17 protein-coding genes are annotated in these 21,367 nt (G+C 70.6%); 14 read left to right on the top strand and 3 right to left on the bottom strand.

What is annotated here, in order from left to right:
- The first annotated feature begins 255 nt into the window (after positions 1–255).
- The 3 genes from JNO44_RS16695 to clpX all read left to right on the top strand — a co-directional run bounded on the left by JNO44_RS16695 (position 256) and on the right by clpX (position 3,043).
- Positions 256–858, top strand: a complete 603-nt coding sequence (locus JNO44_RS16695; protein WP_205369925.1) for an ATP-dependent Clp protease proteolytic subunit — start codon at positions 256–258, stop codon at positions 856–858.
- 65 nt (positions 859–923) lie between these two features.
- Positions 924–1,598, top strand: a complete 675-nt coding sequence (locus JNO44_RS16690; protein ID WP_073442521.1) for an ATP-dependent Clp protease proteolytic subunit — start codon at positions 924–926, stop codon at positions 1,596–1,598.
- A 161-nt stretch (positions 1,599–1,759) separates the two neighbouring features.
- Entirely contained in the window at positions 1,760–3,043 is a 1,284-nt protein-coding gene (gene clpX, locus JNO44_RS16685; RefSeq protein WP_016574019.1) for an ATP-dependent Clp protease ATP-binding subunit ClpX, read from the top strand.
- Between the two features lie 137 nt (positions 3,044–3,180).
- Here the strand turns inward: clpX and JNO44_RS16680 are convergent, their stop codons facing one another.
- The gene (locus JNO44_RS16680) at positions 3,181–4,146 is read right to left on the bottom strand and encodes a hypothetical protein (RefSeq protein WP_205364971.1); all 966 of its coding nucleotides are present in this window, start codon (positions 4,144–4,146) and stop codon (positions 3,181–3,183) included.
- Positions 4,147–4,316: 170 nt separating this feature from the next.
- Here JNO44_RS16680 and JNO44_RS16675 point away from each other — a divergent pair, with 170 nt between their 5' ends.
- Positions 4,317–6,935, top strand: coding sequence for a valine--tRNA ligase (locus tag JNO44_RS16675; protein ID WP_205364969.1), 2,619 nt, complete (start codon positions 4,317–4,319; stop codon positions 6,933–6,935).
- Here JNO44_RS16675 and JNO44_RS16670 read toward each other — a convergent pair.
- The gene (locus JNO44_RS16670) at positions 6,901–8,112 is read right to left on the bottom strand and encodes a hypothetical protein (RefSeq protein ID WP_205369923.1); all 1,212 of its coding nucleotides are present in this window, start codon (positions 8,110–8,112) and stop codon (positions 6,901–6,903) included. The genes JNO44_RS16675 and JNO44_RS16670 overlap by 35 nt on opposite strands.
- A 279-nt stretch (positions 8,113–8,391) precedes the next feature.
- On the opposite strand from JNO44_RS16670, the gene JNO44_RS16665 reads away from it, so the two are divergent.
- The 9 genes from JNO44_RS16665 to JNO44_RS16625 all read left to right on the top strand — a co-directional run bounded on the left by JNO44_RS16665 (position 8,392) and on the right by JNO44_RS16625 (position 19,008).
- A complete protein-coding gene (locus JNO44_RS16665; protein WP_205364967.1) occupies positions 8,392–9,840 on the top strand; it encodes a peptidoglycan D,D-transpeptidase FtsI family protein in 1,449 nt (482 codons plus the stop codon).
- Positions 9,841–9,930: 90 nt separating this feature from the next.
- Entirely contained in the window at positions 9,931–11,457 is a 1,527-nt protein-coding gene (folC, locus tag JNO44_RS16660; protein WP_205364965.1) for a bifunctional tetrahydrofolate synthase/dihydrofolate synthase, read from the top strand.
- A 2-nt stretch (positions 11,458–11,459) separates the two neighbouring features.
- Entirely contained in the window at positions 11,460–11,804 is a 345-nt protein-coding gene (locus tag JNO44_RS16655; RefSeq protein WP_205364963.1) for a DUF4233 domain-containing protein, read from the top strand.
- 211 nt (positions 11,805–12,015) lie between these two features.
- Positions 12,016–12,429, top strand: a complete 414-nt coding sequence (gene ndk / locus JNO44_RS16650) for a nucleoside-diphosphate kinase (protein ID WP_039636422.1) — start codon at positions 12,016–12,018, stop codon at positions 12,427–12,429.
- Positions 12,430–12,727: 298 nt separating this feature from the next.
- Complete coding sequence (locus JNO44_RS16645; protein WP_003985182.1) at positions 12,728–13,747, top strand: rod shape-determining protein; 1,020 nt, start codon at positions 12,728–12,730, stop codon at positions 13,745–13,747.
- A gap of 238 nt (positions 13,748–13,985) precedes the next feature.
- The gene (gene mreC / locus JNO44_RS16640) at positions 13,986–14,915 is read left to right on the top strand and encodes a rod shape-determining protein MreC (RefSeq protein WP_073442249.1); all 930 of its coding nucleotides are present in this window, start codon (positions 13,986–13,988) and stop codon (positions 14,913–14,915) included.
- Positions 14,916–14,918: 3 nt separating this feature from the next.
- A complete protein-coding gene (mreD, locus tag JNO44_RS16635; protein ID WP_205364961.1) occupies positions 14,919–15,659 on the top strand; it encodes a rod shape-determining protein MreD in 741 nt (246 codons plus the stop codon).
- Positions 15,656–17,797 carry a penicillin-binding protein 2 gene (mrdA, locus tag JNO44_RS16630; protein WP_205364960.1) on the top strand — a complete coding sequence of 714 codons (2,142 nt, stop codon included), beginning with the start codon at positions 15,656–15,658 and terminating at the stop codon, positions 17,795–17,797. The genes mreD and mrdA overlap by 4 nt, the downstream gene beginning before the upstream one ends.
- Positions 17,794–19,008, top strand: a complete 1,215-nt coding sequence (locus JNO44_RS16625) for an FtsW/RodA/SpoVE family cell cycle protein (protein ID WP_205364959.1) — start codon at positions 17,794–17,796, stop codon at positions 19,006–19,008. The genes mrdA and JNO44_RS16625 overlap by 4 nt, the downstream gene beginning before the upstream one ends.
- A 21-nt stretch (positions 19,009–19,029) precedes the next feature.
- On the opposite strand, the gene JNO44_RS16620 is transcribed toward JNO44_RS16625, so the two are convergent.
- Positions 19,030–19,554, bottom strand: coding sequence for an ATP-binding protein (locus JNO44_RS16620; RefSeq protein ID WP_205364958.1), 525 nt, complete (start codon positions 19,552–19,554; stop codon positions 19,030–19,032).
- Between the two features lie 154 nt (positions 19,555–19,708).
- Here JNO44_RS16620 and JNO44_RS16615 point away from each other — a divergent pair, with 154 nt between their 5' ends.
- Entirely contained in the window at positions 19,709–21,343 is a 1,635-nt protein-coding gene (locus tag JNO44_RS16615) for a CYTH and CHAD domain-containing protein (protein WP_205364957.1), read from the top strand.
- Positions 21,344–21,367 lie beyond the last annotated feature (24 nt).

The raw sequence follows: 21,367 nt of genomic DNA, 5'->3' as shown, positions 1-21,367 counted from the left end.
ACGGGCCCGAACACGCACGTGAGCGTGTTCGGGCCCGTGCGTCATCCCGGTCCGTGAGCCTGCGCTCACAGCGAACAGTTCTCGCTGCGGGATGGCGTTGTCCGACCTGCGCGTTAGGGTCCGTAGATACGAGGGCAGGGAAGTTTCCGAACGCGCCGGATGCACCACACGGCGCAGGTCCCCGCGCCCCAGAAGACGACGCTGAGACGGTCGCGAGCCGTCCGACAACGAGCAGGTGGACACGTGACGATCCCGATGCCTTCCGCCGCCGCTGAGCCGACCTCCGGTGGCCTCGGCGACCAGGTCTACAACCGGCTGCTCGGCGAGCGGATCATCTTCCTCGGCCAGCCGGTCGACGACGACATCGCCAACAAGATCACGGCGCAGCTGCTGCTCCTCGCCGCTGACCCGGAAAAGGACATCTTCCTCTACATCAACTCCCCGGGCGGCTCGGTCACGGCCGGCATGGCGATCTACGACACCATGCAGTACATCAAGAACGACGTGGTCACCATCGCCATGGGCCTCGCCGCTTCGATGGGCCAGTTCCTGCTGAGCGCCGGCACCCCGGGCAAGCGCTTCGCGCTGCCGAACGCCGAGATCCTCATCCACCAGCCCTCCGCCGGCCTGGCGGGTTCGGCCTCGGACATCAAGATCCACGCCGAGCAGCTGCTGCGTACGAAGAAGCGCCTGGGCGAGCTCTCCGCCATGCACACCGGCCAGACGCTGGAGCAGTGGACCAAGGACGCCGACCGCGACCGTTGGTTCACCGCCGATGAGGCCAAGGCGTACGGCCTCATCGACGACGTCATGCCCTCCGCCACCGGCGTTCCGGGCGGGGGCGGCACCGGGGCCTGAGCCCCGGATTCCCGCTTCGCAGTCGACTCCAGCCCCTTTTCGCCACCAGGACGGTGAACCTCCAGATGAACAACTTCCCCGGAAGCGGCCTCTACGAGCGCACCAAGGCCGAGTTCTCCGGCATGCCCGCCGAGTCCCGCTATATCGTCCCGCGCTTCGTCGAGCGCACCTCGCAGGGCGTCCGCGAGTACGACCCCTACGCGAAGCTCTTCGAGGAGCGGGTGATCTTCCTCGGCGTGCAGGTCGACGACGCCTCGGCCAACGACGTCATGGCGCAGCTGCTGTGCCTGGAGTCGATGGACCCGGACCGCGACATCTCGGTCTACATCAACAGCCCCGGCGGCTCGTTCACGGCGCTGACGGCGATCTACGACACCATGCAGTTCGTCAAGCCCGACATCCAGACGGTCTGCATGGGCCAGGCGGCCTCCGCCGCGGCCGTGCTGCTGGCGGCCGGCACCCCGGGCAAGCGCATGGCGCTGCCCAACGCCCGGGTCCTGATCCACCAGCCCTTCAGCGAGACCGGCCGCGGCCAGGTCTCCGACCTGGAGATCGCCGCCCGCGAGATCCAGCGGATGCGCACGCAGCTGGAGGAGATGCTGGCCAAGCACTCGTCCACGCCGATCGAGAAGATCCGCGAGGACATCGAGCGGGACAAGATCCTGACCGCCGAGGAGTCCCTGGCGTACGGTCTGGTCGACCAGATCGTCTCGACGCGGAAGACCTCCGTCTCGGTCTGATCGCGATCTTCGCGAAATGCGCCGGAGTGTTGCCCCCTTGGACCGAGTGAACCGAGTCGGTCCAAGGGGGGCCCGTACGGGGGGCCCGGCAAGGTACCGTCGATAGGCAAGCTCCCGGGTCCGCGGAACAATGCGGATCCCAGGCGAAGGGGATTCACCTCGTGGCACGCATCGGTGACGGCGGCGACCTGCTCAAGTGCTCGTTCTGCGGAAAGAGCCAGAAGCAGGTGAAGAAGCTCATCGCGGGACCTGGTGTGTACATCTGCGACGAGTGCATCGATCTCTGCAACGAGATCATCGAGGAAGAGCTCGCCGAGACCTCCGAGGTGCGCTGGGAAGAACTCCCCAAGCCCCGCGAGATCTACGAGTTCCTCAACGGCTACGTCGTCGGCCAGGAGCCCGCCAAGAAGGCGCTCTCGGTGGCCGTGTACAACCACTACAAGCGCGTCCAGGCGGGCGAGAACGGCCCGGGCCGCGGCGACGAGGGCATCGAGCTGGCCAAGTCCAACATCCTGCTGCTCGGCCCCACCGGCTCGGGCAAGACGCTGCTCGCGCAGACCCTCGCCCGGATGCTCAACGTCCCCTTCGCCTTTGCCGATGCCACGGCGCTGACCGAGGCCGGCTACGTCGGTGAGGACGTCGAGAACATCCTCCTGAAGCTGATCCAGGCCGCGGACTTCGACATCAAGAAGGCCGAGACCGGCATCATCTACATCGACGAGATCGACAAGGTCGCCCGGAAGAGCGAAAACCCGTCGATCACCCGGGACGTCTCCGGCGAGGGCGTCCAGCAGGCGCTGCTGAAGATCCTGGAGGGCACCACCGCCTCGGTCCCGCCGCAGGGCGGCCGCAAGCACCCGCACCAGGAATTCATCCAGATCGACACCACCAACGTGCTGTTCATCGTCGGCGGTGCCTTCGCCGGTCTGGAGAAGATCATCGAGGCCCGGTCCGGCGCCAAGGGCATCGGCTTCGGCGCCACGATCCGCTCCAAGCGCGAGATCGAGTCCAAGGACCAGCTCCAGGACGTGATGCCGGAGGACCTGGTGAAGTTCGGGATGATCCCGGAGTTCATCGGCCGCCTCCCCGTCCTCACCTCGGTCCACAACCTCGACCGCGAGGCCCTGCTCCAGATCCTCGTCGAGCCGCGCAACGCCCTGGTCAAGCAGTACCAGCGGCTCTTCGAACTCGACGGCGTGGAGCTGGACTTCGACCGCCCGGCCCTGGAGGCCATCGCCGACCAGGCCATTCTCCGCGGCACCGGCGCCCGCGGCCTGCGCGCCATCATGGAGGAGGTCCTCCAGGCGGTGATGTACGAGATCCCGTCCCGCAAGGACGTCGCCCGCGTCGTCATCACCGCCGACGTGGTCCACTCCAACGTCAACCCGACCCTCGTCCCCCGCACCCGCGGCGACTCGGGCGAACCCCAGGAGAAGAGCGCGTAGCGCCTCCGCGCCCCCCATCAACAGAACCGCCCGGCAGCGCAGTTGCTGCCGGGCGGTTCTGAACTCTGGGGATTGCGGCCGGGGATTCACTCCTGGCCGACTCGGCAGGCTGTGTGGGCCAGGCCCGGCCGGCGCCCTTACTTCTCCTTGCGGACCTCGTTGCGGACCTTGGCGGTCGTGTCCGCGAGCTGCTCGGCGCTCGGGGTGGTGGCAGAGCCGCCGCCGTTGGGGTTGGGCACGGCCCTCTGCTGCACGACGCCGACGGCGCTGTTGTCGCCCCAGATGCAGGTGGAGGCGGTGACCGGTACGGTCATCCCGCCCGCCGAGACAGTGATCTTCTGCGTCCGGCACTTCATGATCTCGCCGTCGAAGCCGCTCGGTGAGTACTCGGTGACCGGTGTGACGTCCTCGACCTTGGCGCTGCCGGCGGTCTTCTTCACGTTGTCGTCGATCTTGGCGAACATCTGGGTCACGGTGCCCTGAGGGTCGCCGATGGTCCCGTACATGCCGACCACCTGCATCATCAGCCCGCTGGTGTCCTTGTAACTGCCCTGAACGCCCTTGCCGTTGGTGATGCCCAGCGCCTTGGCGTCCTTGTCGTTCGAGAAGTTCTCGGTACCGCCGCCGCTCTGCCCGGGCGCCTGCACCTTGCTGAACTGCCCGCTCAGCAAGCTGTCCGGCAGCGCGATCGTGTACGGCTTGACCTGGCCGCCCGAGCCGAAGACGAAGTACGCGCCGACGCCGATCGCCGCGACCACCGCGACCGCGCCGATGATCAGGCCGATCTTCTTGCCGCTGCCGCCGCCGGACTCCGGCTCCTGGGGGATCATCCCGTAGGGGGTCTGCTGGCCGCCGTAGGGTGCCTGCTGGCCGTAGTTGGGCTGCGCGGGCTGGCCGTAGGGGGGCTGCTGCTGCGGGAACTGTTGGGGCGCCTGCTGGGGGGCCTGCTGCGGGTAGCCGTAGCCCTGCTGAGGAGGCACCTGGCCGCCCTGCTGCGGGTAGCCGTAGCCGGGCTGCGGGGTGGGCGGCTGCGGCTGTCCGTACGGGCCGGGCTGCTGGGGCTGCTGACCGTACGGGCCCGGAGGCGGCTGGTTGTAGCTCATGGAGCGGATCCCCTCGTGACTGCGGTGACGCCGGAGTGCTGCGCGGGGCGTCCGGGCGTCGGCGTGATGTTTATGCGCTGCCGACATCCTGTACGACGCCGCTGACAGCCGTGGCCCCGGGGGCGAAACCGATTCGAAGCCGCTACACGGGCGCCCGTACACTGTCGGTCGTGACCGAGAACACTCAGCAGCAGCACAGCGTCCCCGAACTGCCGACTCAGTACACGCCGGCCGATGTAGAGGGGCCGTTGTACGAGCGCTGGGTAGAGCGGGGCTACTTCGAGGCGGACGAGAAGAGCGACAAGCCGCCGTACACCGTCGTCATCCCCCCGCCGAACGTCACCGGCTCCCTGCACCTGGGGCACGCCTTCGAGCACACGCTCATCGACGCGCTCACCCGCCGCAAGCGGATGCAGGGTTACGAGACGCTCTGGCAGCCGGGCATGGACCACGCCGGTATCGCTACCCAGAACGTGGTCGAGCGTGAACTCGCCAAGGAGGGCGTGTCGCGGCACGACCTGGGGCGCGAGGCGTTCGTCGAGCGCGTCTGGCAGTGGAAGGGCGAGTCCGGCGGTCAGATCTCCGGGCAGATGCGGCGCCTCGGCGACGGCGTCGCCTGGTCCCGTGAGCGCTTCACCATGGACGAGGGCCTCTCCAAGGCCGTCCAGACGATCTTCAAGCGGCTCTACGACGACGAGCTGATCTACCGCGCCGAGCGCATCATCAACTGGTGCCCGCGCTGTCTGACCGCCATCTCCGACATCGAGGTGGAGTACCAGGACGACGACGGCGAGCTGGTGTCGATCCGGTACGGCGAGGGCGAGGCGTCGATCGTCGTGGCCACCACCCGCGCCGAGACGATGCTCGGCGACACCGCCGTCGCCGTCCACCCGGAGGACGAGCGCTACGCGCACCTCGTCGGCACCGAGATCGAGCTGCCGCTGACCGGGCGGCGGATCCCGGTCGTCGCGGACGAGCACGTCGACCCGGAGTTCGGCACCGGTGCGGTCAAGGTCACGCCGGCGCACGACCCGAACGACTTCGAGATCGGCCGGCGGCACGGCCTGGCCAACCTGGCCGTCCTCGACGAGCGCGGCGTGATCACCGCGCACGGCCCGTTCCAGGGGCTGGACCGCTTCGAGGCCCGGTCGGCGATCGTCGGCGCGCTGCGCGCCGAGGGCCGGATCGTCGCCGAGAAGCGCCCGTACACCCACTCCGTCGGGCACTGCTCGCGCTGCAAGACCACCATCGAGCCGCGGCTGTCGATGCAGTGGTGGGTCAAGGTCGGCCCGCTGGCGAAGGCCGCCGGTGACGCGGTCCGCGACGGCAAGGTCGCGATCCACCCCAAGGAGATGGAGTCCCGGTACTTCGGCTGGGTCGACAACCTCCACGACTGGTGCATCTCGCGGCAGCTGTGGTGGGGCCACCGCATCCCGGTCTGGTACGGGCCGAACGGCGAGGTCGTCTGCGTCGGGCCCGACGAGGAGGCGCCCACCGGCGAGGGGTGGCACCAGGACACCGACGTCCTCGACACCTGGTTCTCGTCCGGCCTGTGGCCGTTCTCCACGCTGGGCTGGCCCGAGCAGACCCCGAGCGTCGAGAAGTTCTACCCGAACTCGGTCCTGGTCACCGGCTACGACATCCTCTTCTTCTGGGTCGCCCGGATGATGATGTTCGGGCTGTACGCGATGGACGGCACCCCGCCGTTCCACACCATCGCGCTGCACGGCATGGTCCGCGACCAGTTCGGCAAGAAGATGTCCAAGTCCTTCGGGAACGCGGTCAACCCGCTGGACTGGATGGACACCTACGGGTCGGACGCGGTGCGGTTCACGCTCGCCCGCGGCGCCAACCCCGGCGTCGACGTCCCGATCGGCGAGGACTGGGTGCAGGGCTCCCGCAACTTCGCCAACAAGATCTGGAACGCCACCCGCTTCGCGCTGATGAACGGCGCGACGGTCGAGGGCGAACTGCCGCCCGCCGAGCAGCTGTCGGCGACCGACCGGTGGATCCTCTCCCGGCTCAACTCGGTCGTCGCCGAGGTCGACGCGTACTACGACGACTACCAGTTCGCCAAGCTGTCGGACACCCTCTTCCACTTCGCCTGGGACGAGGTCTTCGACTGGTACGTGGAGCTGTCCAAGACGACGTTCATGGCGGGCGGCCCGGCCGCCGACGCCTCCCGCCGCGTGCTGGGCGAGGTCCTGGACGTCACCCTGCGGCTGCTGCACCCGGTCGTGCCGTTCGTCACCGAGACGCTGTGGACGACCCTGACCGGCGGCGAGTCGGTGGTCATCGCCGAGTGGCCCGGAGACTCGGGCTTCCGGGACGCGGCGGCCGAGCGGGAGATCGAGACCGTCCAGCAGGTCGTCACCGAGGTCCGCCGGTTCCGCTCCGACCAGGGCCTGCAGCCGGGCCAGAAGGTCCCCGCGCGGCTGGACCTGACCGGTACGGCGCTGGCGCCGCACGAGGCCGCGATGCGGTCGCTGCTGCGCCTGCAGCCGGCCGGCGAGGACTTCACCGCCACCGCGTCCCTGCCGGTCGCCGGCGCCACCGTCGCCCTGGACCTGTCCGGTGCGATCGACGTCGAGGCGGAGCGCAAGCGGCTCGCGAAGGACCTGGCGGCGGCCGAGAAGGAACTGGCCCAGACCACCGCCAAGCTCGGCAACGAGGCGTTCCTCGCCAAGGCCCCCGAGCAGGTCAAGGAGAAGATCCGGACCCGCAAGGCGGCCGCCGAGGCCGACATCGAGCGGATCACCGCGCAGCTGGCGGCCCTGCCCACGGCGTAGTCGGCGCCGGCCCCGGCCACCCGCCGGGGCCCGTGGCCTCCTCCGCAGGCCCCTCGTCCCTATGGGCGGGGGGCCTGCGGCGTCCCCGCCGCCCGCCGCGGTCGCCCCGCTCCCGGACCGGCCACAGCAGCACGTACGCCGTGGAGGCCGCCACGAACGCGAGCCGGATCAGGCCCCGCGCGGAGTCGTCCGGGACGGCGAAGACGCTGCCGTAGAGGATGAGCAGCGCCAGCCAGCTCCACCAGGGCACCAGGCGGCGCTGCCCGATGACGTCCCACAGCAGGGTGCCGAGCAGCACCGAGGCGGTGTAGTACGTGTAGACGCTGGGGTCCAGCACGATCCGGGCGTTGGCGCCCAGCAGCACCACCGCCGCCCAGCGGCCCCGCCAGACCGCGAGCCCGCCCAGCACCAGCCCGAGGCCGAACTGCGCGGGACGGACCCAGCCGGGTGTCTCGGGGTCGTCGGCGCCCAGCCAGCGCAGCGCGGACGCCGGCTGGTTGGGGATGGCGAACTTGGCGGCGGCGAAGGACTGGGCGTCGCCGAGGAAGAACGGCAACCAGGCGACGGCGACCAGTCCGGTGCACCACAGGCCGGCCTTGAGCCACTTGTCCCGGGGGAGCGCCAGCAGCAGCGGGACGAAGGCCAGCGCGGTCGGCTTGGAGTCCATCGCCAGCGCCAGGAAGGCACCGGTCAGGGCGGCGTTGCCGCGGGTGACGGCGCGGACCGCGAGGGCGGTGAAGAACAGCGCCAGGACGTCGTCGAGATGCCCGAAGCGGACCGCGACCTCGATCCACATGGGGATGAAGGCCAGCCCGGCGATCAGCACCCGCTGCCGCAGCCGCTGGTGGTTGGTGCCGGTGCCCAGGAAGTGGTGGGCGGCGCTGCGGCCGGCCAGCACCAGGATCACCAGGCCCAGCGCGGACATCAGGGCCGCGGCGAGGAACTGGCCGGTGGCCTCGGGGAACGGGTTGAACAGCCCGGCCGTCAGGAAGCTGATCGGCCCCATCTGGAGCTCGGGGTGGTGCGCGTAGAGGTTGAGGCCGCCGGTGCCGTCGCCGGAGCTGCCCTGGTATATCAGCTCGCCGCCGGTGCGCAGGTAGTGCCAGGAGAAGCCGCCGTGCGGCTCCACGATCAAGAACCACAGCACGGTCCACCCGGTGAGCAACACCAAATGCATCCGCTGACTGATTGCCGGCACGCCTCTTCAGCTCCTGCTTTCCCGACTTTTTTCACGTACACCGTGGCCACACGGTCCGTGGCCATCCCAGACCCCGCCGTGCAAGAGGGCGTCGAGCGGCGGAAAGGTTGTCCCGTCCGACGGTCCGATCGCTCACATCCTGGTGGTACGCGGTTCTCATGACGCTCTCATGAAGGCGAGGCACCGTGGACCGGAATGCCGGAGTTCCGGCGGAAACGCATGTCCGGTCCCCGTCCCCAGCCCCGAGGAGCCGCGCCCATGAACAAGCCCCTGCGACGGGTCTCGGCATTCTGCCTCGCGCTGGTCCTGGTGCTGATGGTCTGGGCCACCTGGATCCAGGGCGCCAAGGCCAGCGACTACCGGGAGGACCCGCACAACCCCCGGGTGAACATCGCCAAGTACTCCGCGCCGCTGGGCAACATCCTCGTCGACGGCCAGCCGATCACCGGTTCCGCCGCCACCTCCTCCTCACTCACGTACAAGCGGACCTACAAGGACGGCCCGCTCTACGCCCCGGTCACCGGCTTCTCCTCGCAGATCTTCGGCAGCACCCAGCTGGAGAGCCTCTACGGCGACCTGCTCGGCGGCAGCGACAGCCGGCTGCAGAACCCCGCCGACACCCTGCTGCACGAGCGCCCCAAGGGCGGCGACGTGGCCACCACCATCGACCCCAAGGTGCAGAAGGCCGGTTACGAGGCGCTCGGCGGCAAGACCGGTGCGGCCATCGCGCTGGACCCGGCGACCGGGCGGATCCTGGGCATGGTCAGCACCCCGTCGTACGACCCGGGGAAGTTCGCCGGCTCCTCCACCGCCGACCAGAAGGCGTGGCAGTCCCTGACGAACGACGCCGGCCAGCCGAACCTCAACCGCGCGCTGCGCCAGCCGCTGCCGCCCGGCTCCACCTTCAAGCTGGTGGTCGCCGCCGCCGCGCTGGAGAACGGCCTGTACTCCTCGGTGGACCAGCCCACCACCAGCCCCGACCCGTACACCCTGCCCAACACCCGCACCCAGCTGACCAACGAGAGCGCCTCGGCGCCCTGTGAGAACGCCACCATCCGCACCGCGCTCCAGTACTCCTGCAACACCGTCTTCGCCAAGATGGCCGTCGACCTGGGCAAGGACAAGGTGAGGGCGCAGGCCGAGAAGTTCGGCTTCAACGACGCCAAGATGGACGTCCCGGTGCGCGCCACCAAGAGCGTCTACCCCAAGGACATGGACCAGGCGCAGACCGCGCTCTCCGGCATCGGCCAGTTCGACGACCAGGCCACCCCGCTCCAGATGGCGATGGTCGCCTCGGCGATCGCCAACGGGGGCGATCTGAAGGCCCCGCAGCTGGTCGACAAGCTCACCGACGGCGGCGGCAACACCGTCCAGCAGAACGACCCCAGGACCTACCGCACGGCGATGTCGAGCCGGACCGCCGCCCAGCTGCGCTCGGCGATGCAGACGGTCGTGGACAAGGGCACCGGCTCCAACGCGAAGATCGACGGGGTGACCGTCGGCGGCAAGACCGGCACCGCCCAGCACGGCGTCGACAACAGCGGCACCCCCTACGCCTGGTTCGTCTCGTACGCGGATGACGGCAAGGGCCACCAGGTCGCGGTCGCCGTGATGGTCGAGGACGGGCACGCGGCCCGCAACGAGGTCTCCGGCAACGGCCTGGCCGCCCCGATCGCCAAGGCGATGATGGAGGCGGCGCTGTCCTGACCGGGGCGGCGACCCGGGCGCGGGCCGGGCGGTGAGCGGCGCGGGGGCGGCGCAGGTCCGTTGTCGGTGGTGCCTCGTAGACTTGTCGTCGTGAGCGAGCGCCCCCAGAACGACGATCCCGACCCGACTCCCGACCCGACCGACGCCTTCGAGGAGATGGTGGAGGCGGAGACCGAGCGCGACCCCGACCTCGCCGTGATCGAGGCCGGCAGCCGGACCCTGCGCGCGCAGGCCGGGCCGCCGCAGGGGGAGCAGGTCCCGGCCCGCCCCGCCGACCCGGAGACCGACCGCGCGCTGCGCGCCGTCGAGGAGGAGCTGGGCGGCCGCTGGGGCGAGACCAAACTCGACCCGTCGATCGAGCGGATCGCCGCGCTGCTGGACGTCCTGGGCTCGCCGCAGCGCGCCTACCCCTCCATCCACATCACGGGGACCAACGGCAAGACCAGCACGGCCCGCATGATCGAGGCCCTGCTCGGCGCCTTCGAGCTGCGCACCGGCCGTTACACCAGCCCGCACGTCCAGTCCGTCACCGAGCGGATCAGCCTGGACGGCAGCCCCATCTCCGCCGAGCGCTTCATCGAGACCTACCGCGACATCGCGCCGTACGTGGAGATGATCGACGGACAGCAGGAGTACCGCCTCTCCTTCTTCGAGGTGCTGACCGCGATGGCGTTCGCCGCGTTCGCCGACGCCCCGGTGGACGTCGCGGTCGTCGAGGTCGGCATGGGCGGCACCTGGGACGCGACCAACGTCATCGACGGCGACGTCGCCGTGATCACCCCCATCTCGCTGGACCACACCGACCGGCTGGGCGAGACGCCCGAGCAGATCGCCGGCGAGAAGTCCGGGATCATCAAGAAGGACGCGACGGTCGTCCTGGCCCAGCAGCCGGTGGACGCCGCCGCGGTGATGCTCAAGCGCGCGGTCGAGGTGGACGCCACGGTGGCCCGCGAGGGCATGGAGTTCGGGGTGCTCTCCCGCGAGGTGGCGGTCGGCGGCCAGATGCTGACCCTGCGCGGGCTCGGCGGCGAGTACCCGGAGGTCTTCCTCCCGCTGCACGGTGCCCACCAGGCGCACAACGCCGCGGTCGCGCTCGCCGCCGTCGAGGCGTTCTTCGGCGTCGGCTCCGACCACGCCCGCACCCTCGACATCGACACCGTCCGCTCCGCGTTCGCCGCGGTCAGCTCGCCCGGTCGGATGGAGGTCGTCCGGCGCAGCCCCACCGTGGTGCTGGACGCCGCGCACAACCCGGGCGGCGCCCGGGCGGCGGCCGACACGGTCAGCGAGGCGTTCGGCTTCAGCCGGCTGATCGGTGTCGTCGGCGCCAGCGACGACAAGGACGTCCGGGGCTTCCTGGAGGCGTTCGAGCCGATCTTCGCCGAGGTCGTGGTGACGCGGAATTCCAGCCAGCGTGCGATGGATCCGGACGAGCTGGCCGCCATCGCCGTGGAGATCTTCGGCTCCGAGCGGGTCCAGGTCGAGCCGCGGCTGGACGACGCCCTGGAGGCGGCGATCACCCTCGCCGAGGAGGAGGGCGAGTTTTCCGGCGCCGGTGTGCTGGTGACCGGCTCGGTGATCACGGTCGGCGAGGCCCGGCTGCTCCTCGGAAGGAACTGACCATGCGCACGCTGTGTGCCAGCACCCTGATAGGCGAGTTCTTCGTGATCGGCTTCGCCGGTCTGGTCGCGATGCAGCTCACCGACATCTCCCGGGCCACCATCTGGATCGTCAGCGGCATCGCGATGCTGCTGAGCCTGCTGCTGTGCGGGATGCTGACCCGCCCCGGCGGGGTGCAGCTGGGCTGGGCGCTGCAGATCGCGCTGATCGCCAGCGGCCTGGTCGTGCCCACGATGTTCTTCCTCGGCGCGGTCTTCGCCGCCCTGTGGTGGACCTCGGTCCACTTCGGCCGCAAGGTGGACGAGGCCAAGGCCCGCTTCGCGGCCCAGGCGACGACTCCGGGCTGAGCCCACGTTGTCGGCTTTCCCGCCGCGGGTGTTGCTGCCGTTGCGCCTGCGGCGCGAATCCGCTGCGCGGGGCCGTTGGGCGCGGTGACGGGGCTGCGGGGTGGGGAGAGGCACCCGTCACGTGCCCCGGGTGGGCGGGTGAAAGGCGGGGGCGCCGGGCCGGTAGCCTCAAGACACCGCTGACCGTCGTTCAGATACAGGGAGTCCCTTCGTGAGCCAGCGCACCCTCGTCCTCCTCAAGCCCGACGCCGTCAAGCGCGGTCTGATCGGCGAGATCATCCGTCGCATCGAGCGCAAGGCCAACTGGACGATCACCGCGCTGGAACTGCGCACCCTCGACCGCGGGGTGCTGGAGCAGCACTACGCCGAGCACGTCGGCAAGCCTTTCTACGAGCCGCTGGTGGACTTCATGTCCTCCGGGCCGGTCGTCTCGCTGGTCGTCGAGGGCGAGCGGGTCATCGAGGGCGTCCGCGCGCTGGCCGGTCCCACTGACCCGATTGCCGCGCCGAGTGGGTCCATTCGTGGGGACTTCGGAACGATCACCCGAGAAAATCTCATCCACGCCTCGGATTCCGAAGAGTCCGCCGAGCGCGAGATCAAGATTTTCTTCCCCGGGATTTCTTGATCCGAAGTCAACGGCCAACCCCCTTGTGACCAGGGGCGACCGGTGAAATCATCGGTCGCCCCTCGGTGTATTCGCCGCGAGCGGGGGAACGCGTTCCCGCGACACGACGTCACCATTAAGGGGGGCGGGTGCGTGTACGGCTGACAATGGCGGAACGGCCTCCCGCCGGGTTCGGGTGGAGTATCACTACGAACTACGATGGGGGCTTCCGCGCCTCACAGCGCATCACCTCCTGCCGACCTCAAAGTAAGCATTCGCTCCAGTTGGGAAGGCCAGACGTATCCTCATGGGGAACAACATGTCGTTCATCGGCCGTGACATGGCTGTCGACCTCGGGACCGCCAACACGCTGGTGTACGTCAGGGGCCGGGGCATCGTCCTCAACGAACCGTCGGTCGTGGCCATCAACACCAACACCGGCGGCATCCTCGCGGTCGGCGCCGAGGCGAAGAAGATGATCGGCCGGACCCCCGGCAACATCGTCGCCGTACGGCCCCTGAAGGACGGTGTGATCGCGGACTTCGAGATCACCGAGCGGATGCTCCGCTACTTCATCCTCAAGATCCACAAGCGGCGCTATCTGGCCCGCCCGCGGGTCGTGGTCTGCGTTCCCTCCGGTATCACGGGAGTTGAGCGCCGCGCGGTCATCGAGGCGTCCACCCAGGCCGGTGCCCGCCAGGTGCACATCATCGAGGAGCCGATGGCCGCCGCGATCGGCTCGGGCCTGCCCGTCCACGAGGCCACCGGCAACATGGTCGTGGACATCGGCGGCGGCACCACCGAGGTCGCGGTCATCTCGCTCGGCGGCATCGTCACCGCCCAGTCCATCCGGGTCGCCGGCGACGAGCTGGACAACGCGATCATCCAGCACATCAAGAAGGAGTACAGCCTCCTGCTGGGCGAGCGCACCGCCGAGTCCATCAAGATCACCATTGGTTCGGCGTACGACCTGGAGCAGGACGAGCACACCGAGATCCGCGGGCGCGACCTGGTCTCCGGCCTGCCGAAGACCGTCGTCATCTCCGCCGCCGAGGTCCGCAAGGCCATCGAAGAGCCGGTCAACTCCATCGTCGACGCGGTCAAGACGACCCTCGACAAGTGCCCGCCGGAGCTTTCCGGTGACGTGATGGACCGCGGCATCGTTCTGACGGGTGGCGGTGCACTGCTGCGCGGCCTCGACGAGCGGCTGCGCCGCGAGACGGGCATGCCCATCCACATCGCCGAGGACCCGCTCGACTCCGTCGCGCTCGGTTCCGGCAAGTGCGTCGAGGAGTTCGAGGCGCTCCAGCAGGTCCTGGACTCCCAGCCGCGCCGCTGACCCACCCGGTCCCGGCCCGTCGCGCGGACGTCACACGACGTTCGCGCGGGCCGGGCACCATAGAGAAACGGCCGCTCCGTCCGGCGGATCGCCGGCCCATACGCAACGCCCCCACAGACACGGTGCACTGACGCTTCACCACCGCGCCGTCACAGCAAGGCACAACGCTCAACCCCCGAACGAGACCGGCGGGGCCCGCAGCCGGCCGGTCCTACGAGGAAGGACACGGCCGCCGCACGTGAGGGACACACGAGAGAGCCGGCTGCTGCTGGTGCTGCTGGTCGCGATCGCGTTCGCGCTGATCACGGTCGATATCCGAGGCGGCGAACAGTCCCCGCTCGACGGTGCCCGGCAAGCCGCCGCCTCCGCCTTCGGCCCGGTGGAGCGCGGCGTGGCCCGCGTCGTCAACCCGGTCGGCAACGCCGTCAGCGCGGTACGCGACTCCGGCGACCGCCACAACCGCATCAGCGAGCTGGAACACCAGAACGCCGCACTGAAGCTCAAGCTCGGCTCCCCGGACCGCAACCGCAACCGCGCCGCCGAACTCGACAAGATCCTCAAGACCGCGGCCACCGGCCAGTACGCGATCAAGGGCGCCGAGGTCATCGCCATCGGGTCCGCGCAGGGCTTCTCCTGGACCGTCACCATCGACGCCGGCAGCAGCGACGGCATCGCCCGCGACATGACCGTCCTCAACGGCGACGGGCTGGTCGGCCGGATCACCACCGTCACCCCGCACACCTCCACCGTGCTGCTCGCCGCCGACCCGGAGTTCACCGTCGGCACCCGGATGGAGAAGACCAACGAGATCGGCTTCGCCAACGGCCAGGGCGTCCGCTCGCTCCGCGTCGAGCTGCTCAACGGCCGGGCCGACGTCAAGAAGGGCGACCGGCTGGTCACCTTCGGCTCCAGCAAGGACAAGCCGTTCGTGCCCGGGGTGCCGGTCGGCACGGTCACCAAGGTCGAGCCGCTCAACGGCGATCTGACCCGCACCCTCCAGGTCCGGCCGTTCGTTTCCTTCTCGTCGCTCGACGTCGTCGGCATCGTCGTCCAGCCGCCCCGCAAGGACCCGCGGGACACCGTCCTACCGCCCCCGGTCAAGCCCAGGCCGACACCGACGGTCACCGTCACGGCCACCCCCTCCGAGAGCGCTTCACCCAGGAGCTGACCGATGCGCATCAACCGGATCCTGCTCGCCACCCCGCTGGTGGTGGTCGCCCTGATCGTCCAGGTCAGCATCCTCGCCAGACTCCAACTGCCGGGCGCCGTACCGGATCTGCTGCTGCTGGTCGTGGTCGGCCTGGCCCTGGTCTACGGCCATGTCGGCGGCTCGCTCATCGGCTTCGGCGCCGGACTGCTGGCCGACCTCGCCCCGCCCGCCGACCACGCCATCGGCCGCTACGCCCTGGTCCTGTGCGTCATCGGCTACGTCGCGGGCCTGACCAAGCCGGACAACGGCCAGCACCGCTCGGCGACCCTGCCGCTGGTGGTCGTGATCGGCGCGGCCATCGGCTCGACGCTGATGTACGCCGGGGTCGGCTCCCTGGTCGGCGACACCGCCGCCCGACACGTCGGCCTGGTCGGGCTGCTGCTCAGCGCCACGCTCTACGACCTGTTGCTCGCCCCCTTCACCGTTCCGCTGGTGATGGCGCTGGCGCGCAGGACGGAGCACGACCCGCTGGCCACCGACGCCGGCGGCACCGCCGGCGGCCTCGGTCGGCACGGCTGGGGGAGCGGCGACAGCCGCTCCGGCGGAGCCGGTACGTGGGCCGGGGGCTGGCTCACGACCGGCACCGGCCTCAAGGCCAGCCGCAACGCGATGAAGGCGATCCGCACCGGCCGGGTTCCCAAGCCGGCCCGTGGCGGACGCACCAAGGGGGTCAAGGGCATCAAGGGGGTCAAGCGCCTGTGAGCAACATTCCGGAGACGGGGAAGACCTCCCGCGTCACCATCCGGCTGGTCGCCATCCAGATTCTGGTCTTCTCACTGCTGGCGACGCTCGGCGGCCGGCTGTGGTATCTCCAGATCCGCAATGGCCAGGAGTACGCGGCCAAGGCCAGGTCCAACCACGTCCAGCAGGTCATCGAGCCCGCCACCCGCGGCTCCATCCTCGACGCCCGCGGCGTGCCGCTGGCCGACAACCAGACCCGGCTCGTGGTTTCCGCCAGCCGCACCGACCTGCTGAAGATGAAGGACGACGGCAAGGCCGTGCTCGCCCGGCTGGCCAAGGTGCTGGGCATGCCCGCGCAGGAGATCCGCAACAAGGTCCGGCTGTGCGACGCCAAGACCCCGCAGCCCTGCTGGAACGGCTCGCCCTTCCAGCCGATCCCGATCACCGACAAGGCCACCACCCAGCAGGCCCTCCAGATCCGCGAGCGCTCCGAGGACTTCCCCGGCATCAGCGCCCAGCCCACCGCCGTCCGCCGCTACCCGGCGCTCGGCAAGTCCAACACCGCCCAGGTCCTCGGCTACCTCTCGCCGGTCACCGACGAGGAGATCCAGAGGGCCAAGAACGGCCCCTCGCCGCTGCTGCGCTCGGACCAGGTCGGCCGGTCCGGTCTGGAGCGGCAGTACGACACCTTCCTGCGCGGCAAGGCCGCTGTCACCCGCTACGAGGTCGACAACCTCGGCCGGGTCATCGGGCAGGCCAACAGCGACAAGGGCCAGGCCGGTTCGACCCTGGTCACCAGCATCGACGCCCGCGTCCAGGCCATAGCGGAACAGCAGCTCGACAAGGCCATGAAGGACGCCCGCACCCAGATGGACCGGAACACCGGCACCAACTACAAGGCCGACTCGGGTGCCGTGGTCGTCCTGGAGGCGAAGACCGGCCGGGTGGTGGCGATGGCCTCCAACCCCACCTACGACCCCAACGCCTGGGTCGGCGGGATCTCCGGCAAGGACTACGCCAAGCTGACCGGCAAGGACTCCAACTACCCGCTGCTCAACCGCGCCATCCAGGGACAGGCCGCCCCCGGCTCGATCTTCAAGGTCATCTCGACCTCGGCCGCGGTCAACGCCGGCTACCCCTTCGACGGCCACTACCCCTGCACCAGCTCGTACAGCATCGGCGGCCAGGTCTTCCGGAACTTCGAGGGCGAGTCGAAGGGCGACATCACCCTGGGCCAGGCGCTGGAGGTCTCCTGCGACACCGTCTTCTACCGGATCGGGCACGACGAGTGGAAGAAGGACGGCGGCGACAAGCCGGTCCAGGACCCTCGCGACTGGTTCTACCGGACCGCCCACCAGTTCGGCCTTGGCAAGGAGACCGGCGTCGACCTCCCCAACGAGGTCAAGGGCCGGGTCCCCGACCGTCAGTGGAAGACCGCCTTCTGGAAGGCCAACAAGGACAGCTGGTGCGCGCACCCCAAGGACGCCAATGACTACGTCTCCAAGCTCGCCCGGGAGAACTGCCTCGAAGGCATGAAGCTGCACGCCTACGACTCGATCAACTACGCCATCGGCCAGGGCGACACCCTCGTCACCCCGATCCAGATGGCGACGATCTACGCGGCGCTCTCCAACGGCGGCACCCTCTACAACCCCACCGTCGGCAAGGCCATCGTCAGCCCCGACGGCAAGTCGGTGGAGACGATCCGGCCGAAGCCGCACGGCCATCTGCCGGACACCCCGCAGACCCTCCGGCAGATCGACGCCGCACTCCAGGGCGTGACCGAGCGGGGCACCGCCGCCTGGCGCTTCCAGGGCTGGCCGCAGGACAGGATCCCGATGCACGCCAAGACCGGTACCGCCGAGGTCTACGGCAAGCAGACCACCTCGTGGTTCGCGACGTACACCAAGGACTACGCGATCGTGATGACCATCTCCCAGGGTGGTACCGGCTCCGGCGCCTCCGGCCCGGCCGTCCGCAACATCTACAACGCGCTCTACGGCGTCAACGACAAGGGCGAGATCGACGACAAGGCCGCGCTGCTTCCCAGGCCGGAGAGCAAGCTGCCCAAGATCGAGAGCGACGGCACCATCCTCTCGCCGCCCATCAAGCCGCCGGCCGACCCGTCGCCGTCCCCCTCCGGGAGCCCCCAGCAGTGACCACGCCGCTCTTCTCCCGGACCTTCTCCGTCCGCCGCTACGCCCCGGACCAAGGCGTCTGGGGCCGGCTGACGGCGCGTGACTCCGTGGTGCGCAGACTGGACTGGATACTGCTGCTGTCCTGCCTGGTGCTGTCCCTGATGGGCTCGATCCTGGTCTTCTCGGCGACCCGCAACCGCACCGAACTCAACAGGGGCGACGAGTACTTCTTCTTCGTCCACCACCTGCTGAACACCTCCATCGGCATCGCGCTGGCCGCCGGCACCATCTGGCTGGGCCACCGCACCCTGCGCGGCGCCGTCCCGGTGCTGTTCGGCGCCTCGGTGGTGCTGGCGGTGCTGGTGCTGACGCCGCTGGGCGCCACCATCAACGGCTCCCGTTCGTGGCTCGCGATCCCGGGCGGTTTCTCGCTCCAGCCCGCCGAGTTCACCAAGATCACCATCACCCTGGGCATGGCGATGATCCTGGCGGCCCGGGTCGACGCCGGCGACCGCCCGCACCCCGACCACCGCACCGTCGTCCAGGCCCTGGGGCTGGCCGCCGTCCCGGTGGGTGTGATCCTCCTGATGCCCGACCTCGGCTCGGTGATGGTGCTCGGCGCCATCATCCTCGGCGTGCTGCTCGCCAGCGGCTGCTCCAACCGCTGGATCCTGGGCCTGCTGGGAACCGGTGTCGTCGGCTGCGTGGCCATCTGGCAGCTCGGGCTGCTGGACGCCTACCAGATCGCCCGGTTCGCCGCGTTCGCCAACCCGAGCCTGGACCCGGCCGGCGTCGGCTACAACACCAATCAGGCCCGGATCGCCATCGGCGGTGGCGGGTTGACCGGCTCCGGCCTCTTCCACGGCAGCCAGACCACCGGCCAGTTCGTCCCCGAGCAGCAGACCGACTTCATCTTCACCGTCGCCGGCGAGGAGCTCGGCTTCCTCGGCGCGGGCCTGATCATCTTCCTGCTCGGCGTGGTGCTGTGGCGGGCCTGCCGGATCGCCCGCGAGACCGGCGAGCTCTACGGCACGATCGTGGCCGCCGGCATCATCGCGTGGTTCGCCTTCCAGGCATTCGAGAACATCGGGATGACCCTGGGCATCATGCCCGTCACCGGTCTGCCGCTGCCGTTCGTCTCCTACGGCGGCACCTCGATGTTCGCGGTGTGGATCGCGATCGGTCTGCTGCAGTCGATCCGCGTCCAGCGCCCGGTCTCCGCGTCCCGCTGACCGGGCGGCACCGCCGCGGTCTCAGCGTCCGGTGCGCAGTTCGAACCACAGGGACGTGGTGTGCGGCGGCCCCTCGAACGGGGTCGTCCCCCAGTCGTCGGCGAGCCGGCTGATCAGCAGCAGTCCGTGCGCGGGGTCCCGGTCGCCGGGCACCCAGGGGGCTCCTCCCCGGACCGACGGGGGTCCTCCCGGTCGAGCGAGGTCGAGACCGGGGGGCCGTCGGAGGCCCTCGGGGGACGGCGCGGGGATCACCGCCGCGCCCTCGTCGTGCACGCTGATCCGCAGGCCGTGCGCCGCGGTCAGCACCCGCAGCAGGATGTCCGCGGAGCCGGGGGTGCGCAGATGGGCCCTGGTGACCGCCTCAGAGGTGAGCAGGACGGCGGTGTCCCTCAGGGCGGCGAGCGGGCCGTGCCGCAGCAGCGCCCGGACGAAGTCGCGGGCGGTCTTCGGGGCGCTGGGTCGGCTCGCCGCGGTGAGCAGGTACGGGCGGGCGCCGGCCGCGACGCGGAGGGGCGGCCGGGCGAGGGATGCGGTGTCGGGGTGCACGGTTTCTCCCGGTGTCGATCGAGACGGTTACCACGCTGTGTGGGCGTCCTGTCACACACCGTAAGACACCGCGTGTCGGCGATGCCACCCATCCCGGGCACGGGCCGGCGTCGGACGGCTGGTCGGGGTCGTGGTGGCTGACTAGATTCGATGCATGGCGGACACCGTGCGGGAGATCGAGCGGAAATACGAGACAGCCGCGACGGGCGCGGCCGCCGGGATCGACGCCGTCCGCCTGCCCGACCTGACCCGCGCCGGCCGGGTCGCGACCGTGGCGGAGCTCGGCACCCGGGCCCTGGACGCCGTCTACTACGACACCGCGGACCAGCGCCTCGCCGCGGACGGCATCACCCTGCGCCGGCGCACCGGCGGCCCCGACGCGGGCTGGCATCTCAAACTCCCGGTCGCGCTCCCCGAGGTCACCGGCGCGGTGCGCGACGAGATCCGCGCCCCGCTCTCCGACGCCCCGCCCCGCGAACTGACCGCCCTGGTCCGCTCCCGGACTCGCGACGCCCCGCTGGTCCCCCTCGTCCGGCTGCGGACCCGGCGCACGGTCCACGCCCTCGAAGATGCCGCCGGCCGTCCGCTCGCCGAGGTCGCGGTGGACGACGTGCGGGCCCGTCGGCTGGACCCGGAAGGGGCGGCGCGCACGGCCCGCTGGCGGGAGATCGAGGTCGAGCTGGCCCCCGGGAGCGGGCGCGGCGCGGGGCAGAAGCTGCTGGACGAGGTCGAGCGGGTGCTGATCGGGGCCGGTGCGCGCCCCGCGGACGCCCCGTCGAAACTGGCCCGCGCCCTGGCGGAGACCGCGCCGGAGATCGCTCCGGAGACCGCACCGGAGACCGCGCGAGAGGGCGCCGCACGCCCCGCCCCCGCCGCGGACGCCGACCTCCCCCACCGCCCCGGCCGCACCGCCGGCGACGTCGTGCTCCGCTACGTCCGCGCCCAGGTGCGGGCGATCGTCGAGCTGGACCCGGCGGTCCGGCGCGACCTGCCCGACGCGGTGCACCAGATGCGGGTCGCCACCCGCCGGCTGCGCAGCGCCTTCCGCTCGTACGCCAAGGTCCTCGACCGGGCCGCCACCGACCCGCTGGGCGTCGAACTCAAGTGGCTGGCAACGGAGTTGGGGGCAGGTCGGGACCAGGAGGTGCTCGCCGACCGGCTCGCCGGCGCCCTGGCCGGGGTGCCCCGCACGCTGCGGCTGGGACCGGTGTCGGCCCGGCTGCGCACCTGGTCGGCCCGGCGCCGGGCAGGGGCCCGCGAACGGCTGCTCGCCGCCCTCGACGGCCCGCGCTACCTCGCCCTCCTGGAGAACCTGCACGCCCTGCTCGGCGCCCCGCCGCTGCGCCGCCCCGCCGCCCGCCCCGCGCCCCCCGTCGTCGCCGGCGTCGTCCTCAGGGACTACCGGCGGCTGGCCCACCGCATCGAGGCCGCCCTGGACACCCCCGCCGGCCCGGCCCGCGACGAGGCGCTGCACAGCGCCCGCAAGGCCGCCAAGCGCACCCGGTACGCGGCCGAGGCGGCCAGCCCGGCGCTCGGACGCCCGGCCCGCGCGTTCGTCCGGCGCACCAAGCAGGTGCAGCAGCTGCTCGGCGACCACCAGGACAGCGTGGTCGCCCGCGCCGCGCTGCGCGAGCTGGCGACCCAGGCCCGCCGGGCCGGCGAGAGCGGATTCACCTTCGGCCTGCTCTACGGCCGGGAGGAGGCCCTGGCGGCCCGCAGCGAACGGGAACTGCCCGATCTGTGGGCGAAGGTCTCCCGTCCCCGGCACCGGGCGGGGCTGCGGGCCTGAACAGGGGCCCGCGCCGCCCGCTCG

The organism is Streptomyces noursei, assembly GCF_016917755.1.
Lineage (GTDB): Bacteria > Actinomycetota > Actinomycetes > Streptomycetales > Streptomycetaceae > Streptomyces > Streptomyces yunnanensis.
This window is presented reverse-complemented; position numbering and strand designations above follow the sequence as displayed.

Bases quoted from the DNA above. Each gene is read 5' to 3' on its own strand.
- JNO44_RS16695 (WP_205369925.1), top strand. From the start codon at position 256: ATGCCTTCCGCCGCCGCTGAGCCGACCTCCGGTGGCCTCGGCGACCAG.
- JNO44_RS16690 (WP_073442521.1), top strand. From the start codon at position 924: ATGAACAACTTCCCCGGAAGCGGCCTCTACGAGCGCACCAAGGCCGAG.
- JNO44_RS16680 (WP_205364971.1), bottom strand. From the start codon at position 4,146: ATGAGCTACAACCAGCCGCCTCCGGGCCCGTACGGTCAGCAGCCCCAG.
- JNO44_RS16670 (WP_205369923.1), bottom strand. From the start codon at position 8,112: ATGCATTTGGTGTTGCTCACCGGGTGGACCGTGCTGTGGTTCTTGATC.
- JNO44_RS16665 (WP_205364967.1), top strand. From the start codon at position 8,392: ATGAACAAGCCCCTGCGACGGGTCTCGGCATTCTGCCTCGCGCTGGTC.
- JNO44_RS16655 (WP_205364963.1), top strand. From the start codon at position 11,460: ATGCGCACGCTGTGTGCCAGCACCCTGATAGGCGAGTTCTTCGTGATC.
- JNO44_RS16645 (WP_003985182.1), top strand. From the start codon at position 12,728: ATGTCGTTCATCGGCCGTGACATGGCTGTCGACCTCGGGACCGCCAAC.
- mreD (WP_205364961.1), top strand. From the start codon at position 14,919: ATGCGCATCAACCGGATCCTGCTCGCCACCCCGCTGGTGGTGGTCGCC.
- JNO44_RS16615 (WP_205364957.1), top strand. From the start codon at position 19,709: ATGGCGGACACCGTGCGGGAGATCGAGCGGAAATACGAGACAGCCGCG.